The sequence below is a fragment of the Planctomycetia bacterium genome (assembly GCA_015200345.1).
GTDB lineage: Bacteria > Planctomycetota > Phycisphaerae > UBA1845 > UTPLA1 > PLA3.
Genome location: CP054187.1, coordinates 1498848 through 1516080, shown reverse-complemented (window position 1 = coordinate 1516080; position 17233 = coordinate 1498848). Strand labels below are relative to the sequence as shown.

At 65.9% G+C, this 17233-nt stretch carries 10 protein-coding genes; 2 read left to right on the top strand and 8 right to left on the bottom strand.

All coding sequences use genetic code 11. The features are described 5' to 3' along the window. Nucleotides 1-55: 55 nt before the first annotated feature. From HRU71_06330 to HRU71_06295, 8 genes are all read right to left on the bottom strand, one after another. Nucleotides 56-1225, bottom strand: a complete 1170-nt coding sequence (locus HRU71_06330; GenBank protein ID QOJ03125.1) for a glycosyltransferase family 4 protein — start codon at nucleotides 1223-1225, stop codon at nucleotides 56-58. A 57-nt stretch (nucleotides 1226-1282) separates the two neighbouring features. Further along, on the bottom strand, nucleotides 1283-2206 hold the full coding sequence (truA, locus tag HRU71_06325; GenBank protein ID QOJ03124.1) for a tRNA pseudouridine(38-40) synthase TruA: 924 nt from the start codon (nucleotides 2204-2206) through the stop codon (nucleotides 1283-1285). Nucleotides 2207-2498: 292 nt separating this feature from the next. Further along, a complete protein-coding gene (locus HRU71_06320; GenBank protein ID QOJ03123.1) occupies nucleotides 2499-3884 on the bottom strand; it encodes a hypothetical protein in 1386 nt (461 codons plus the stop codon). 66 nt (nucleotides 3885-3950) lie between these two features. Next, a complete protein-coding gene (locus tag HRU71_06315) occupies nucleotides 3951-5240 on the bottom strand; it encodes a serine/threonine-protein phosphatase (GenBank protein ID QOJ03122.1) in 1290 nt (429 codons plus the stop codon). A gap of 118 nt (nucleotides 5241-5358) precedes the next feature. After that, entirely contained in the window at nucleotides 5359-5862 is a 504-nt protein-coding gene (locus HRU71_06310; GenBank protein QOJ03121.1) for a DUF192 domain-containing protein, read from the bottom strand. Beyond that, nucleotides 5859-6725: a hypothetical protein gene (locus HRU71_06305; GenBank protein QOJ03120.1), complete on the bottom strand. Its 867-nt coding sequence runs from the start codon at nucleotides 6723-6725 to the stop codon at nucleotides 5859-5861. The genes HRU71_06310 and HRU71_06305 overlap by 4 nt, the downstream gene beginning before the upstream one ends. 60 nt (nucleotides 6726-6785) lie before the next feature. Further along, a complete protein-coding gene (locus HRU71_06300; GenBank protein QOJ03119.1) occupies nucleotides 6786-8045 on the bottom strand; it encodes a glycosyltransferase family 4 protein in 1260 nt (419 codons plus the stop codon). After that, the gene (locus HRU71_06295; protein ID QOJ03118.1) at nucleotides 8042-9601 is read right to left on the bottom strand and encodes an undecaprenyl/decaprenyl-phosphate alpha-N-acetylglucosaminyl 1-phosphate transferase; all 1560 of its coding nucleotides are present in this window, start codon (nucleotides 9599-9601) and stop codon (nucleotides 8042-8044) included. Before HRU71_06295 ends, HRU71_06300 begins: the two co-directional genes overlap by 4 nt. A 139-nt stretch (nucleotides 9602-9740) precedes the next feature. Between HRU71_06295 and HRU71_06290 the strand changes: the two genes are divergently transcribed. Together HRU71_06290 and addA are read left to right on the top strand one after the other, a co-directional pair. After that, the gene (locus HRU71_06290; GenBank protein QOJ03117.1) at nucleotides 9741-13340 is read left to right on the top strand and encodes an exodeoxyribonuclease V subunit gamma; all 3600 of its coding nucleotides are present in this window, start codon (nucleotides 9741-9743) and stop codon (nucleotides 13338-13340) included. Next, the gene (gene addA / locus HRU71_06285) at nucleotides 13337-17212 is read left to right on the top strand and encodes a helicase-exonuclease AddAB subunit AddA (GenBank protein QOJ03116.1); all 3876 of its coding nucleotides are present in this window, start codon (nucleotides 13337-13339) and stop codon (nucleotides 17210-17212) included. Before HRU71_06290 ends, addA begins: the two co-directional genes overlap by 4 nt. Nucleotides 17213-17233: the final 21 nt, after the last annotated feature.

Here is a 17233-nt window from a genome sequence, read left to right as displayed (position 1 = left end):
GAGGAGTTTAGAAACCGGTTCTAGAAACACGCCGCCATCCGCAGCAAACGTCGCTTCATTTCCGCAAGCTCCGATACAGCCCCTCCAGCGCGTCCACCATGCGATGGTGGTCGAACTCCAGCAGGCACCGCCGCCGGCCTTGCTCACCGCAGCGCGCACGCAACGCCGCATCGCGCGCGAGTTTCACGATTGCATCGGCAAACGCGCCAACGTCCCCCGGTGCCGCGAGTTCGCCCGTTTCGCCGGGGATGACCACCTCCGGCGCGCCGTCCAAGTCAAAACACACCGCCGGCTTGCCCATCAGCATCCCCTGCACCACGGCGCGCGGCAGGCCTTCCCACTGCGAGGCATGAGCCACCAGGTCCATGCCCGACAGCACGCGCGGCATCTCCTCCGGCGGGAGTAGACCGGTGATCGTCACGCGATCGCGCAGCCCGCGGCGTACCAGCTCCGCCTCGTACTTCGCGCGATGGGCGCCGTCCCCAATCCAGACAAATCGCAAGTGCGGCTCCGCTTGCACGGCTCGCGGGATCGCCTCGATCAACTGCTCATATCCCTTGTTCTCAAACAAGCGCGCCACCGTGCCGACGACGACGGCATCGTCCGGCATGCCCCACGCGCGCCGCACTTCGCGACCCTCGTAGCGCGCCGGGTCGAAGTCCGCCGTCACCATGCCGCTGCGCACGGTGACGTACTGATCGGGCCGCCCCACGCCGGCCTCCAGCGCCTGCCGCGTCATGGCGTCGGCCACGCTGACAATTTTGTGACATCGTCGCGCGCAGAACCGTTCCAGCGCGGCATACAGCGCCCGGGCCGGCCATGCCTGCGTGCGGTTGAAGCTCATGCCGTGAACGGTGTGCACGATGACCGGCACCCCAGCGCGATGGGCCGCGATCCGCCCCAGAATCCCCGCCTTGCTCGAATGCGTGTGGATCACGTCGGGCCGAAGCTGTTCCAATCGACGGCGTAGCGCCGCCAGCGCGCGAAGCTCACACGCGGGACTGATCTGCCGCACCAGATCAGGAAACTCCTCATAGGCGTATGCCCCGTTGGGCGATCGGCCCGCGCGCTCGACCCGTGGTACGAGCGAGCCTTCCGGCCCCGTGGTCGGACCGGCCCATAAATAGACATCGTGGCCGCGCTGCGCCAACCCCTCGCAGGTCAGAACGGTGTTCTCCTGCGCCCCGCCGACGATCAACCGCGTGATGACGTGTACAATGCGCAAGGCAGCAGGCTCCACGCGTCTGGATCGCCATTGACCCGTCGAACGCGCCTCGCGCGCTCACGCCTCGGGGTCTTCAACGATTTCCACGCCCTCCGGCTTCGGCGCGAGCGCCTGCCGCTGTTTCTCATTCAGCGAGCGATGCTGCCGTTCCACCAAGGCTCGCAGGTGCGCCGGCGGCGCACCGGCCTCCCGCGCCTTGTCCAGCACGTCCGGCGCCGGCTCCGGCAGGTCGCGCAGATTGTATCGCACCCATTGCAGGCACAAGCCTCGCGCCGGAGCGGTCGGTCCGGCCTTGGTCCGATCCAGCGCGTCGCGAACTTGCGCCACCCATTCCGGCGGCCGATGCCCGCGACCGACCTCGATCAGGGTGCCGACCATGTTGCGCACCTGCTTGTACAGGAACCCGTCGCCCTCAATGTCGAATCGCACTTCCAGTCCGACGCGGTATACGTCAATCCGCCGAATCGTTCGCACGTTCGATTCGCGCTCGTTGCCCGCCGACGCGAACGACGTGAAATCGTGCCGACCGATCAGATGCTCCGCCGCGGCGCGCATCGCGTTGACGTCCAGCGCCTGCCAGAAGTGATACGTAAAACGCTGGGTGAGTTGTTCGCACGGCCGACCTGGCGCGGCGTGAACGCGATACCGATAAAGTTTGCCCAGGGCCGAGCGCGTCGCGTGAAACGTCAGCGGGACCGTCTCGAGGTGAAGCAGGGTCATGTCTTTCGGCAGGCGCGAGCCGATGCTTCGCGCGATCGGCAGATCGGCGGTCGTCGCGGTCGTGTAGGCATTGGCGACGTAAGCCGCCGCATGGACGCCGGCATCGGTCCGACTGCACCCGATGACGACGACCTGATGTCGCAACGCCCGGCGCAACGCCGTCTCGACGCAGGACTGGACCGTGCGCTGGCCGGGCTGGTTCTGCCAGCCGTGAAAGTCGGCGCCGTCGTAGGCAAGGGTAAGCATGAGATTGCGAAGCATTCGTGGTTCATACTACCTCGAAGCCCATCGTGGCCCCAAATGTAATTCCAGCGGCAATCCCCACTCCAGGAACGATTCTCCAGATGGCGAGAATGTTGCCACCCGGATCGCTCGCATGGATCGGATCATTCGCGCAATGGGTCCGGCGATGGCCGTGTCCTGTGCTGTGGGAATGGTCCGGAGCGCGCCGGCCGATGGGGGTTGCCGTCGATCATTACGCCGCACGACTGCGGCGGTACGGACAAGGCCGCGCTGTTCGTGCGGGGTTGGTCGCCCGACGGGTCAGGGAGTTTTAGCGATCCGTCAACGCGGCCACAAACAGCGGTACGTCCTGGCCGTCGAGGGCGTCGTCGTCGTTCAGGTCGGCGGCGGCGGCTTGCTTAACCGTGGCGGATTCGGGCGCGATGAGGACGGACACGAAGAAGGGGATGTCCAGTTCGTTGATCGCGCCGTCGGCGTTGAGATCGCCCGGCTGCGGGAGAATCGGCACGAAGATTTCGGCAAGATTGGTGGGGGCCTCGTTGCCGAAGAGCGGCGCGCCGCCGCCGATGAGCAGGATCGCCCCGTCCTCAAGCTGCACCGCGGGGAAGTCATCGTGTACGCGGTTCATCGCGGCCGTGAAGGGCCAAGTGTTCGTCGCGGAATCGAAGATAGCACAGTAGTCCAGTTCGGTGTCGTTGCCGCTGATCTCCTGCTCGCCGCCGAAGAGGGCGACGTAGCGGCCCATTGGGATCACGGCGTGGTCGGAGAGGCCGTCGGGTCGATTGGGCGGCGGATCAATCGAGACGAGTGTATCCGTCTCGGGATTGAAGCGGTAGGCAAGGTTGACGGTGTTGCCGGTGGCGATGCTTTGTCCACCGACGATCAGCACCGTGCCGTCGGGCAGCACGGCCGCGCCGAGATCATCGACGCCGACCGACAGAACCGAGGTCGCGAGACTCGTCGTGCCCGCGTCGGGGTTGAGAAACTCCATCGTCGCCGGTCCGCTGCCGCCGCCGCCGATGAGCAGCACGCTGTCCAGCCCCGGACCGCGAAAGTCCGCCAGCCGCACGGCCGCATGGCTGATGCGAGAATGTGCAAGGAAGAATTGTGTAGACCAGGTGTTCGTGATGGGGTCGAGCACTTGCCAGGTATTGCTGCCTCCGCCGCAAACGACGACTCGACCGTCCGCGAGCAGCGTATCGGTGTGCATGGCTCGGGGGATGGCCATAACGGGGCCGGGGGTGACGGCGCCCGTGATCGGGTTGAATATTTCTACGGATGTCGTCGCCGTGCCCGGATTGGTGCCGCTGGCGCCGATGTGTCCGCCGGTGATCAGCACGCGGCCGTCGAGGAGGGTGGTTTGCGTATGGCTGCTGCGTGCGGTTGCGAGGAGCGGATTCGTTGCCGGTCCGCCGCCGGTCGGCGCAAACGAATCGGAGAACGTCCGTGAGACGGGGTCGTACGTCGCGATGCGGTTCAGCGAGATGAGCGAAGGCGGGAAGATTTGCAGCGTCATGCCGCCGGTGACGAGGACGCGGCCGTCGTGCAGGCGCGTGGCCTTGTGGAAGAATCTCGGGACGGTGTCGTTGCCGACGTTCTCGAATGTGCCCGAGACGGACGCAGCCGGCGCGAGGCCGCAGCCCGCGTGCAGCGTCATGGCCGCGGCGAACAGAATCAACCGGCTCGTGGAGCGCACAAAAACCCCTCTCGATGCCTATTGTAGCATGTTTCGGAGGGTCGCAGCGGCGAAGCGCCGCGTGTTTCAGGGGTCGATATCAAGCACGAGTGCGGAGACGTCGTCCGCGTGGCGAAGGCTGCCAGGTGTGCGGTCGACGGCGTCGAAGAGGCGCGGAATAAGCTGGTCCGCGGGCAGTTGCAGGAGCTCGCTTGCGTTGGCCGTCCAGCAGGGCGGCTGCGGCGCGGGGTGACGTTCGGTGATGATGGCCGGCTCGATGCCGTCGCTGTAGACGATGAGGCGGTCGCCGCGATGGAGCTGGACGGATTGCGCGACAAATGTCTGACCATAGCCGAGACCGATGAGCGCGCCGTCGCCCGGCAGTTCGGAGATGTCGCCACCGGGACGGATGCGTAACGCGGGCGGATGGCCGGCGACGGCGTAGTCCAGTTGCAGCGTTTCCATGTTGAAGATCGCGTAGATGGCGGTGATGAAGTGCGGCTCGGGGAGTTTCTGGTCGCAGAAGCGATCGTTGAGCATTCCGAGCACCTCGCCGGGCGGTATGATCTCGTAGCCGGAGACGAGGATGCGCTTGGGCCGGATCGACTGGCGGACGTACATGGTGAGCAGTCCGGCGGCGACGCCGTGCCCCATGGCGTCGGCGAGATAGAAGGCGACGTGCTCCTCATCGAGCCGCACGATGTCGAAGACATCGCCGCTGACCCAGTTGGCGGGCCGAAAGAGCGTGTGAAAGACGGCCGGTCCGAAGCGCTGGCCACTGCGTGGGAGAAATTCCTGTTGCAGTCGCGACGCGAGCCGCAATTCGCAGTCCATGGCGGCAAAGTAATCGCGCACGCTTTCGCCGACGTGTTGAATGCGCCGGCGTTCGGACTGCAAACGCGCGAGCGCGCCGGACGATGCCGCCAAGCCTCGCAGCGCCCCGCGGACGGTCTCCGTGGAATCGTCGGGCGAGAGGGCGACGCAGCACGGCGCCGGAAGATGGAACCGCGCCGGCCGTCGCGTCAGGATCAGCACGGTTTGCCCGCGCTGATCCGCCGCCGCGAGAAGATCGGTAAGCTCGGTTTCGTTGACCGTGCCGGCCAGCGCCGGATCGACGATGACCGCGACGGGCGGTGGTGTGCGTGGATTGGCCGCCGGTCGGCTGGTTTCGAGCGGATTCGCACTCGATGGTTGGACTGTGTGATGCGTCGCAGGGATCAATTCGAACGACCCGTCTTGCGCGAGTTCCGTGAGCGACGGCACTTCAATGCAGGAAGGATTAAACAACTCCACGGCGAGGCGCGGACGGCTTGTGGCCTCAAAAGGTGCACCGTTCGTGGTCGGCGCGTCGCGGATGGGTGTCTGGGCGGTCATCATGGTGCGAGGCGGCCGGGCCGCGAGATTACTTCGGCCGCAAGGGGTCGCAGCATTCGCTGCGCGAAGTCCTGAATTGCTGCCGTTTCGGGACGCTGGAAGGCCCGATAGAAATGAGAGCCTAATCCAGCAGGTCGGGTGGAATCTCGACGTGGTCACCGGGTTGGATGCCAAGCTCGGCAAACTGGCCGGCGCGGACCTCGAGGGCGAAGCGGGCCGGCTCGATCGAGTGGTACCCGATCTCGTTGAGCGGCTCCATGGTGTAGGTCTTCACGATCGTGCCGTCGGAGCGGATGTAGGCGATGTCGAGCGGAATGATCGTGTTGCGCATCCAGAACGAGCGGTACTCGTCACGATCGAAGGCGAAAATCATGGCGCGATCGGGTGTCAGCTCGGCATTGGTGACGTTCATGAGTCCCAGCATCTGCGTCTCCTGGGTTTCGGCGACCCAGGCGTTGTAGGACTTCTTACCGGTGATGGTGATGGTCACGGTTCGCAGCGTGGCGAGATCGTTTTTCTGCGTCGAGCCGCGCGGGATGTAATCGCAGGCGGGCAGCGCGATGGCGGCAATGAGAAGCGCCGGCAGGCAGGCGAGCGCGAGGCGAACGGCTTTCGGTCGCGTCATGGCAGCACCCCGGCGGCGTCGGCCGATTCAAGCGGCTCGACCGATACGTCGTATCCCTTCGGCTCCTCGATCGTGAAGCGCGAGGCGGCGGGCGCCTCGTTCGTGTCAATGGATTTGAAATCGACCTCGATGCGATTGGCGTCGCTGACGCGCTCGGTGACGATGCGCACGGGCAGGCTGGCGGCGCGGTCGACGTATATATCTACTCTGGTATATTTATTGGCCAGCGGCGTGCCCGGCTTCGGGACGCAGTGCAAATGGTCGCTTCCGCGCGGGTCGCCGAGCGTGAATTTTTCCAGCCGCACGGTGAAGTTGTCGAGGATATCCTTTCGCTTCTGTCCCAGCGGCAAGGGGAACGGACCCTGACCGAGCTTGAACGGATCCTTGCGCTCGCCCGGCGCGGCGATCTCGCGCTTGATGATCGTGCGGCTCTTGTCGTTGCGCTCGGTCAGCCAGCGGCCGTCAAAGGCCCAGTATTCGCCCGTTTCGCGCTCGATGCCCTCGGCGGAGAGTTTCGTGAAGTGAATGAGAAAGCGCGCGTTGGGGTCGGCCTTGGCGAAAAGCAGCGTGCCGTCCTTCTGCTGCATGCTCTCGGCAGGGAAGACGGTGACGTAGCGGTAGATGATCTTGCAGGCGAGGCCCTTGATGGATTCGCCGCGCGCGTCGAGTCGGTCGAGAATTTCGTCAGCGACCGGGTCGCCGGAGGAGGCGGCATCGGCCGGTTGTGTTGAGGGGACGGAAGTCGCCTGCCGAGCGGCAGGCGGCGATTTGCCGTCTTCGGCGAAACTGCACGCCGTGGCGGCGATCATCCAGACCAACACGGGGCAGACGGTTTTCGTTACGCGTGCGGAAGCGCTAAGCATGATCAAAGCATTCCTTGGCGGCATTCTAGAGGGCGATCCTCCGTAAATCCAAACCGAGCACTACTGCGACCCTGCGGGCTTGCGAGGCCGGTTCAGTACGTCGTTAATCAGAGTGACCCACTTGCCGGTGGCGGCGTTCACGTGGAAACGCTCGTCAAAGAGCGCGCGCGCCCGGCGGCCCATCGCCGTCCGGCGCGAGGGATCGGAATACAACGTCTTGATCGCATCGGCCAGCGCTGGGCCGTCTCCCTGTGGGATGGTAAGCCCGCACTCGGCTGATTGCAGCCAATCGGCGATTTCACTTCGCGGGTTGCCGACGAAGATCAGCGGTTTGCCGGCGGCGAGAATGGCATACACCTTGTAGGGCAGGGCGTGGTCGAACAGATTGGTGTGCTGCGTGACAAGACAAATGTCGGCATCATGCATCCGGTCCGCGAAGCGGTCGTCGGGCTGGAAGGGCAGCAGCTCGGCGCTGGGCGGCAGGCCGGCGGCCAGTTCGCCGCGCGCCGGCCCCGCGCCGATGAACTGGAATCGAATTCGCGCATCCGTGGCGAGGCGCTTCGCCGCGTCGAGAATCGTGCCGAACGGATGAGACAGCCCCATGTTGCCGGCGTATTGAACGATCAGCGGCCGGCCCGTTGTGAAGCCGGGGACGGATGGCGTCTGTTCCTCGTGCGGTTTCACGTGACGGCGGGCGATCCGCGCCGGATCGTAGCCGTCATGGATGGTGAGCAGTTTCGGCGAAATCAGGCCGCGCGTTCGTCGCAGCCGATCCTCGATTCCGCGGGCGATGCAGACGACGGCGTCGGCGTCGCGCATCGTGCGCGAATCGTCGCGCAGCCATACCTTCGTGATGAGCGAGTGTTCGCCTAGTCGCCCGAGGGCCACGGCGGTATCCGGGTACAGGTCGTAAACCTTGTAGAGGTACGGGCAGCCGATCCGCTTGGCGAGCTTGCGGGCGATGCGACCGCCCAGCGGCGGCGCAGTCGAGCCGATGACCAGATCAAAGCGGCCCAGATCGTGCGCGGCGGCGAGCGCGCGAGAGTAAAACACGGCGAAACCGCGCGCCCGGTCGAGCAGCGAGCGGCTGTGCAGCGATGGGCGTGCCACGCGAATGACATCCACGCGGCCGATCCGTTCGCGCGCGGGATAAACGATCGTCGGATCGTGCCAGGCGCGGTTGCCGGTCAGGACGGTGAACTGCCAGTCCGGTCGCCGAGCGGCAAGGTGCGCGAGGTGATCGGTCGCGACGACGGCCGTGGCGCAGAGATCGGGCGCGAAGAACTCGGTGACGTAGAGAAGATGGCGTGTGTCGGTCACGGGACTGGGGCTGGTCGGTTGGCGTCGGGTGAATCATCGACAAAAGCCATGCGAAGCTCGGCAAGGCGCTGCGTGGCGGCGTGTGCCAGTTCTTCCAGGATCAGACGGCGCTCGGCGTCGAGCGGCTTCGAGCCGTCCAGAAGAAGCGTCAGGGTGGCGTCGTGCGCTGCGATTTGCAGCCGGACTTCCACGGCGGCGTCTTCGGCGTCGGCCAGCTTGACGGCCTCGCATCCGTGCGGCAGATCGGCCTGCACTTCGCGCAGAGGAGTCTCCGGCGCGACCAGCGCGAAGGCGCCAAGCACTTCGGGCATTGATTTCGCCGTGCCGATTCGCAACCGCGCGTGTTGCGCCGCGGCATGGAGGAGTTGTGTCTCACTTCGGCCCGACCATTTCGCCGCCCAGCCGCCCCATTCGAGGTAGCCCAGCACCCGCGCGCAGAAGACCGCCAGCCCGAGTACGGCCGTCACCGCGAGGCCGACGACGAGGAAATTGGTCGTCATGGCGGCGAGGCAGAGCAGGGCAAGCAGGGCCGAACCGGCGTAGATTTGAATCGCCGCCGCCGATGGGCTGCGCGTGCGATCCAGCAGGCGATGATGAATGTGATCGCGGTCGGATGCGAAGAGCGGCTGCCCGCGCACCATGCGACGCGTGATCGCCAGGAGCGTGTCGAAGATGGGGTAGCCCAGGGCGAAAAGCGGCACGAGAATGAGCACGACGGTGTGCGCCTTCTGCGCCGAATGCAGCGAGGCCAGCGCGAGGAACATGCCCAGTGCCAGCGATCCGGTGTCGCCGAGAAAGACGCGCGCGGGGTGGAAGTTCCAGCGGAGGAAGCCGAGCAGCGCGCCGGCCAGCAGCAGCATCATCACGCTCATGTAATAGTTCTCGAGCCAGATCGCGACGAGCGCGTTGACGGCGGCCGCCAGGAAGCAGACGCCCGCGGCAAGACCGTCCAGTCCGTCGGTCAAATTCACTGCGTTGGTGATACCGACGATCCAGAGGAGGCTCAACGGCGCGGCGATCGCGGGATGCAGCGGAAGCGAGCCGACGCCGGGGATCGTGAGCGCTTCCATTCGAAAGCCCAGTGCCACGGCGGCGATAGCGACAATTGTCTGAACAAACAGCTTGACGCGCGGCCGGACCGGGTGGCGGTCGTCGATGATGCCCAGCCCGATCATGCAGGCCGTGCAGGCGGCCAGCCCGTACAGGTAGAAACGCTTTTCGGCGAGCATCGTGCCGACGCGGTTGGTCAGCATCATGGCAGCGGCCGCGCCGGCGAAGACGACCGCGAAGATGACCAGCCCGCCCATGGTGGGCGTTGCTTTCTCGTGCTGCTTGCGTCCGGCGGGACGATCGACCCATCCGAGCCGCGCCGCGAGCAGGATGTACATCGGCGTGGCGACGGCCGACGCGACGGCGGCCGCGAAGAACAGCGCGGCAAATGTCTTGTAGCGCAGCAGGACCGCTATCCAGTCTGCGGCGTCGGCGAGCAGGTGCGGCGCGGCGGTCACGATCGTATGGCTCCGTGCGACAACGCGGGGATTGTACCCGAATAACACGGCGCCGCAGCCTTGTGCCGGATTTTGCCAAACTGCGAGCGGGTGTCAAAATCAGGCACGGCGTGCAAAGGATGGTTGCCAAGCGTCGCCGCGTGCTTTCTACTGGAGCATGGAAAACGAAACTCTCTGGACACTGGCCATGTCGATCCGCCTTATCGCCGGTCGGGCGGGGTCAGGCAAGACCCACGCCTGTCTGCGTCGATTGTGCGAGCATCTGACGCACAGCATCGCGGACGGTCCGCGCCTGGTGATGCTCGTGCCGGAGCAGGCGGCGTTTCAGATGGAGCGCGGACTGTTGGCGATGGCTGGCGTGCCGGTGCTGGGCCGGTGCGAAGTGTTGAGCTTTCGCCGTCTCGCGCATCGGATTCTCAATGAGTTGACGGGGCCGGTGCCGGTCGTGCTCTCGCCGAGCGGGCGTCAGGCGGTGCTGCGACGATTGCTGGGGCGTCGTCGCGGGCAATGGCGGGAGTTTGATCGTGTGGCCGATCGGCCGGGCTTCATCGCGGCCGTGGCGCGCGGCGTGACGGAATTGCTCCAGGAAGCGGCGACGGTCGAGCAACTGGACGAGGCTGCCCGTCGCGCGGAATCGGACGACGTGCCGTCGGCGCGACGCTTGCATGACCTGGCGATGCTGTATCGCGACTACCTGGAGTATCTGGGAAGTGAGCGGGTTGATCCCGAAGGGGTGCTCGATCTGGCGCGTCTGCGTCTGGAGCGTTCGGACTGGTTGAGCGGCGCGATGATCTGGGTGGACGGCTTCGCCGGGCTGACGCGCCAACAGGTGCGAATGCTGGTGTCGCTGGCACGGCAGGCGTCGCAGATGGAACTGGCGCTGCTGCTGGACCCCGGGTGCGAAGCGGCGTGGAGCGGAGCCGGCGCGCCGGATGAACTGGGCCTGTTCGCGCGGATGGAACGGACGTGGCACGGCGTGCGCCATGCGATGACCGAGGCCGGCGTGACGGTCGATCGGCCGCTGCTCTTGGCGCCGAAGGAGTTCCCGCGCTTTGCAGGGTCGCCATGGCTGGCTCGATTGGAGCGCGAACTGTTCTCAATCGGCCGATCGAACGTCGCGCAACGTGATGCGAACGGACCGACGCCGGCGTCCGCACCGTCGGCTGATCCGGCCGTGCGACTGGTGCTGACGCCGGATCGCCGGACGGAGGTGCTCGCGGCGGTGAAGGCGATGGTCGATTTGGTGCGAAAGCCGGTCGGCGGGCTGCGCTATCGCGATCTCGCGATCATCGTGCGCGACCTGGAGCCGTACCACGATTTGTTGTCGGCGGCGCTGACGGCGCATGGCATCCCGTATTTCATGGATCGTCGTCGGCCGACGCATCCGCATGCGCTGATTCGCCTGTTGCGCGAGACGCTGGCGCTGCACGCGCCGCGCGGCTTCGGTCCGGCGGTGCTGGGGGTGCTCAAATCGGGCTTGACGCGCTTCACGGATGATGAGTCCGACGAGCTGGAGAATTACGTTCTCGCGTACGGATTGATTGACGTGGCGAACTGGCGGGAGCCGTGGAAGTACTCCCCGCGAGCCGGCGGCGGAAGCGACGAAGAAACGATGTCGCGAGCGGATTCCGACGCGCTCGCGCGGCTCAATGCGATGCGCGCGGCGGTGCTGGAACTCGTTGGCGATTGGCTTCCTGGCGCGGCGGGGGCGCACCCGAAGACGGCGACCTGGCTGGAGCGGTTGTGGTCGATGCTGGAGCGAATGCAGGTGGGGGCGCAATTGATGGCGTGGCGGGATTCGGCGATGGCGCGCGGCGATCACGACGCCGCAGCGGAGCATGAGCAGGCGTGGACCAGCGTCGTGCGATTGCTGGAAGAATTGCATGACGCGCTGGGCGATGAGCAGATGACCGCACGGCAGTTTCGCGAGTGCGTGGAAGCGGGCTTGAGTGAGTTCACCTTGGCGCTGGCGCCGTCGACGCTCGATCAGGTGTTGGTGAGTGCGATCGAGCGCAGCCGCCACCCGCCGGTCCGGGCGGTCTTCCTGCTGGGAATGAGCGAGTCGGATTTCCCGGCGCGGCTCTGCGAGGACGATGTGCTGGGGGATGACGAACGGGCAGCGCTGGCGGCGAGCGGTCTGGAGATGGCGATGAATTTCCAGCGGCGGGCGCTGGATGAGCGATCGCTGGCGTACATCGCGCTGACGCGTGCGAGCGAGCGATTGTGGGTGAGCTGTCCCCGGAGCGATGAAAAAGGGCGATCGCTGCGGCCTTCGCCCTTTTGGGAGGAGGTTCGCGCGGTGCTGCCCGAGGCGGCGGAAGAGACGATCGAGGGATTCGGCGCGGCGGATGTGTCGACGTCGCGGGAATTGGCGGGCGCGGTCGCGGAGCAGATTCGCGCGCTGTGCGAGCAGCGGTTGTCGCCGTCCGTGGCCGAGCCGTGGCGGGCGTTGTACGAGCTGGCGCGGACCGATGAGTTGTTGCGCGGCGATGCGAAGCGGGCGCTGTCGGCGTTGCGGCCGGCCGAGACCGCGCGGCTCGGAACGGATGCGGCCGGGGCGATGTGGCGGGCGCCGTATGAGACTAATGTATATTCTTTGGAGATGATGGCGGAGTGCCCGTTCCGGCATTTCGCGGCGCGCGGCCTTCGACTGGAAAAGCGCGTGGAGCACGAGATCGGCGCGCTGGACCTGGGCCGCGTGTATCACACGGTGATGGAGGAGTTCGTCGAGGGATTGCGGACCGAGGGGCGCGCGCTGGAACAACTGGGGGCCGTCGAGATCACGCAACGCGTGTCGACGCTCTGCGAACAGGCCGTCAACCGCTATGCCGAGCAGATTCGCATGGAAGCGCCGCAGCAGAAGCTGGCGACGTGGCGCGGCCGGCGCGAGCTGCCGGCGGCCGTCGAAGGCCAGCGTCGAACGATCGGGCGGACGAAACTCGCGCCGGCGCGGCTGGAGCAGAAGTTCGGCCTGTCGATTCGGGAGGGCGAGGCGAAACGGCCCGAGCCGTTGCCGGCGCTGGAGCTGACGCTCAAGAATGGCGCGAAGGTGCTGCTGCGCGGCGTGATTGATCGGATCGACCTGATGCAGTCATCGCGCGGGATCGTCGGTGTGGTCTACGACTACAAACGCTCGACCAAAGCGAAGCGGCTGGGGCTGGATGAGTTGTGGCACGGGTTGGCGCTGCAACTGGCGGCGTACCTGCTCGTGCTGCGGGACCATGGCGAGCGCATCGCCGGCGCACGCGTCATCCCCGGCGGAGCGTTTTATCTTCCACTGTTGTCGCCGCTGACGAGCGTGGATTCGCCCGACGCGGTGGAGAAGAAGAGGCCGTTCAGCGGCTTCGGGCCGCGCGGCATCATCGATTTCGACTGGATCGGCGAACTGGACTCCGAGCTGGGCAATGGCCGCAGCAACGTTTTCTCGGTGCAGATCAGCAAGGACGGCAGCCCGGGTTATGTTAATTCGACTGATGTTGTCTCGAGCGGTGTGATGGGACCGCTGCTGGATTATGTGCGCGACAAGATGACGGAGTTGTGCGAGGCGTGGATCGCGGGAGAGATTGCCGTGTCACCGTATCGGCTGGGCACGAAGTCGCCCTGTGCGCACTGCGACTACGCCGCGGTCTGTCGGATTGAGCAGGTCGCGCGCTCGAGCCGGCGGCTCGACGCCATGCGGCGCGAGGAGGTGCTGCGGAAACTGGGTGGCGCGATCGATTCAAAGGTCCAGCGCGAGACGAAACCCGCGCCGAGCAACAAGCGCCGTACGAAAGGGGGCGAATCATGAGCGCGATTCGCTGGACGCCCTCGCAGTGCGCCGCCATTGAAACCCTCGGCGTGAACGTGCTCGTGTCGGCCGGCGCCGGCAGCGGCAAGACCGCCGTGCTGGCGGAGCGTTGCGCGCGGCTGATGGCGGATGAGACGGCGCGGTGCGGCGTGGAGCGGTTTCTGGTCGTCACGTTCACCGACGCCGCGGCGGCGGAGATGCGCGAGCGCATCGGCTTGGCATTGCGTGAGCGGCTGGCGCGTGAACCGGGGAATTCGTGGCTCGCGCGGCAGCTCGCGCTGCTCGACACCGCGGCGATCTCCACGCTTCACAGCTTCTGTCGGCGCACGTTGAATCGACACTTTGCCGAGGTCGATCTGGAGCCGCAGGCGCCGCTGCTGGATGAAAATGAATCCGCCATGCTGCGGCGCGAGACGGCCAAGCAGGCGCTGGACGAGCTGGCGACGCTCGACGGCGCGGCGGGGGAGGCGGTGCTGGAGTTTCTGGGCGCGTACGGCAGCGCGGGGGATCGCCGGCTGCTGGATGCGGTGGAGCGATTGAATGCGTTTCTCGCGTCGTTGCCCGATCCCGATGCGTGGTGTGCCGGATCTCTGGCACGCTACGACGCAGACGGCGCGGCGTGGCAGCGGGAATGGCTGGCCGCGCTGCAATCGGAGCTGACCGAGCAATCGGCGGTGGTGAAGGCCGTGATCGCCCGGTTGATGGCCGCGCGGCCGAAGGCGGAGGCCTTGATCGTCAAGATGCTGGAGTGGATCGAGCCTTTCGATCGCTCGATGGACGCATGGCGGCGTTGTGTGTCGCGGCCGTCAGCGAATGAGGCGGCGTTGGATGGCCTCATCGGTGAGATATCAAACTTCCAATTCGGTCGGCTGGACTTCAAGCGCTGGGCGAAGGAAGTGTCGAATGATGCGGTGAGCGCCCTGGAGCCGATTCGTGACGAATTGAAGGCCATCAAGGAGCGTTACTTCGCCGGTCGGCTGCGTCGGGATTTCGGTGGTTTGAGCCGAGCGCAGGCGAAAGCGGGCCTCGCGCGGATCGCGCCGCATATTCGGACGCTTTTCGCCATCGCGGCCCGAGCGCGGGATGCCTACGCAACGGCCAAGCACCAGCTCGCCGCGATCGACTTCGCCGACCTTGAGCGTTACACGTTGGATTTGCTTCGCAACGATGCGGCCGGCGTGGCCAGGCGGCTGCGCGATCGCTTCGAGCATGTTCTCGTCGATGAGTTTCAGGATATCAACCCGGTGCAGGCGGAGATCATTCGGCTCATCAGCCGTGAGGACGATACCGGGCGACCGGGCAATCTCTTCTGCGTCGGCGATGTGAAACAGAGCATCTATCGCTTTCGCCTCGCCGAGCCGCGGCTGTTCCTGCGGCGCGCCGAGGCCTACGGTTCGGGCGTGGATGACCGCGGACGGCGGATTGATCTGGTTGAGAACTTTCGCAGCCGGCCGGCAGTGCTGGAAGCCGTCAACGCCGTGTTCGAGAAAATCATGGCGCAGGACCTGGGCGAGATCGATTACGACGATCGCGCGCGGCTGAAGCCCGGCCGGACCGAAAGCGCGGATGCTGAAAAAGTGACTCCTGTCGAATTGCACCTGCTGGAGACGCCGCGGCGCGGGGATGAATCGGATCACGCAGCCGCCGGCGAATCGAGCGACGACGCGGCGGGTAGCCACGATTCCGATTCACCGGATTCGGACGGCGAGGCCGTGGACTGGCTTCAGATCGAGCGCGAAGCGTATGTCATCGCGGATCGCATTGCTGCGTTAGCGGCCGAGGGCGTTCGGTATGGTGACATCGTTGTCTTGTTGCGTTCGCTGCAACCGCGGGCCGGTGCGCTGGTGCGCACGCTCGCGCGGCGTGGCATCCCGGTGCGCAGCGAGTCGGACCGCGGTTTGTTCGAGGCGCTGGAGGTTCGTGATGTGCTGTCGTTCCTCGCGTTGTTGGACAACGCGCGGCAGGACATCCCCCTGGCGGCGGTGATGCGTGGTCCGCTGCTGGGTGAGCCGTTCAGTGACGATGACTTGGCCATGATTCGTTCATCGTCGCGCGATTCGGACTTCCACGAGTCCGTGGTGCGCTACGTCAAGCACGACGAGGATCGTGAACGCGCCAGGCGCGTTGCCGATTTTCTGGAAACCATTCAAACGTGGCGCGACCGCGCGCGGCAACTGACGCCCGCCGATCTGCTATGGCGGCTTTACGAGGAGACGGGCTATCTGGCTTACGTCAGCGGGCTTCGCGATGGGGCGCAGCGGCGCGCGAACCTCGTATGCCTGCACGATCTCGCGCGGCAGTTCGGCGCCTTTCAGCGGCAGGGGCTGCGGCGATTCCTAGAGTTCATCGCGGCAATGAAAGAATCTGATCGTGATCTCGCGCGCGGCAGCGTCTCGGCCGGCGATGAGGACGCCGTGCAGGTGATGAGCATCCATCGCAGCAAAGGGCTGGAGTTTCCGGTGGTGATCGTCGGCGAACTGGGCAAGCGGATCAACTTCGGCGACGCGCGCGAGGCGGTGCTGATGGATCGGCGTCTCGGACTGGCGCTCAAGGCGGTTGATCTGGAGCAGTACATCACCTATCCGACGATCGCGTACAAGCTCGTCGCGCGATCGTTGACCGAGGAGGCGCTGGCGGAAGAGCTGCGCGTGTTGTACGTGGCCATGACGCGCGCGAAGCAGCGGCTGATCCTCGTCGGGAGCGGGAACATCGACTCAATAGACGACCTGCGACGGCGCTACGCGGGGTCGTTCGGTGCGCTGCCGTTGATTGAGCGGCGCAGCGCTAGCACGATGCTGGACTGGGTGCTGCCGGCGATCTGCGCGCAGCCGAATGATCGCGTTCGGTATCGTGCGACGGTCGTGAACGATCGCGACGCATCGCCGGGATCGACGGGAGGACCGCCGGAACTGTTCGATGTCGTCACGTATTCGACTGATGCGATGGCGGATTGGAAACTTGATACACCGATTCATTCGGCGTCGTCAACGCTGCTCGGAGCCGCTGCAACGCTGGCGCCGCTTCCCGCGCCGGCGGCGGGTGCCGGCGAACGCGCGAAAGAGATTGAGCAGATCGTGGCGACCGTGCGACGGCGTCTCGAAACCTCCTACGCGTTCGAGCCAATGACGCGCCTGCCGGCGGTCGCGGCGGCGAGCGTGCTGAAGCGGCGTTGGGATACGCGCGAAGACCCGCAAGAGCCGACGGCCGCTTGGCGTGCAACGAAATCGACTGCAACGTCGGCGTCGACCGCCGGGCGCGTCCTGCCGCTGCCGCGATTCGCCCAATCGAAGCCGGAACCGGATGCGAGGCAGCGCGGAACGCTGACGCACGAGTTCTTGCAGCGGCTGGACTTGACGCGGCCTTGCGACGCAGCGGGCCTGCAAGACCAATTGCTCGGGCTGATCAACGCGGGCGTCGTGAGCGCCGACGATGCGAGCCAGATTGATCTCGACAACGTGGCGTGGTTCTTCACGACCGATCTCGGGCAGCGAATGCGTCGACCGGGCGCGCGCGTGAAGCGCGAGTGGCCGTTCGTGATGGCCGTGGACCCCCGACGGTATGACCCGGCGATCGTGACGGCCGGCGCGGTGCCGGCGGGCGACGCGGCGCAAGCCGGCGATCGGATGCTGGTGCGCGGCATCGTGGACTGTTTTTTCGACGCTGGCGAGGGTTGGGAGATCGTGGATTACAAGACCGACGCGGTCAGCGGTGCGGACGTGGCCGAGCGGGCGGCGCTGTATCGCGGACAACTCGCCATCTATGCCGAGGCGCTGGCAGCCACGTTTCCCGGCTCGGCCCTGCGGTGTTGGCTGGTGTTTCTTTCGGCGCGCGAGATCGTCAATGTGGACGAGCCGCGCCGAGCAGACGAATAAAAAAGCCCCGGGCAAATGCCC

Excerpts from the sequence above, each read along its gene's own strand:
- addA (QOJ03116.1), top strand. The coding sequence starts at position 13,337 with ATGAGCGCGATTCGCTGGACGCCCTCGCAGTGCGCCGCCATTGAAACC.
- HRU71_06310 (QOJ03121.1), bottom strand. The coding sequence starts at position 5,862 with ATGACGCGACCGAAAGCCGTTCGCCTCGCGCTCGCCTGCCTGCCGGCG.
- truA (QOJ03124.1), bottom strand. The coding sequence starts at position 2,206 with ATGCTTCGCAATCTCATGCTTACCCTTGCCTACGACGGCGCCGACTTT.
- HRU71_06290 (QOJ03117.1), top strand. The coding sequence starts at position 9,741 with ATGTCGATCCGCCTTATCGCCGGTCGGGCGGGGTCAGGCAAGACCCAC.
- HRU71_06315 (QOJ03122.1), bottom strand. The coding sequence starts at position 5,240 with ATGATGACCGCCCAGACACCCATCCGCGACGCGCCGACCACGAACGGT.
- HRU71_06305 (QOJ03120.1), bottom strand. The coding sequence starts at position 6,725 with ATGCTTAGCGCTTCCGCACGCGTAACGAAAACCGTCTGCCCCGTGTTG.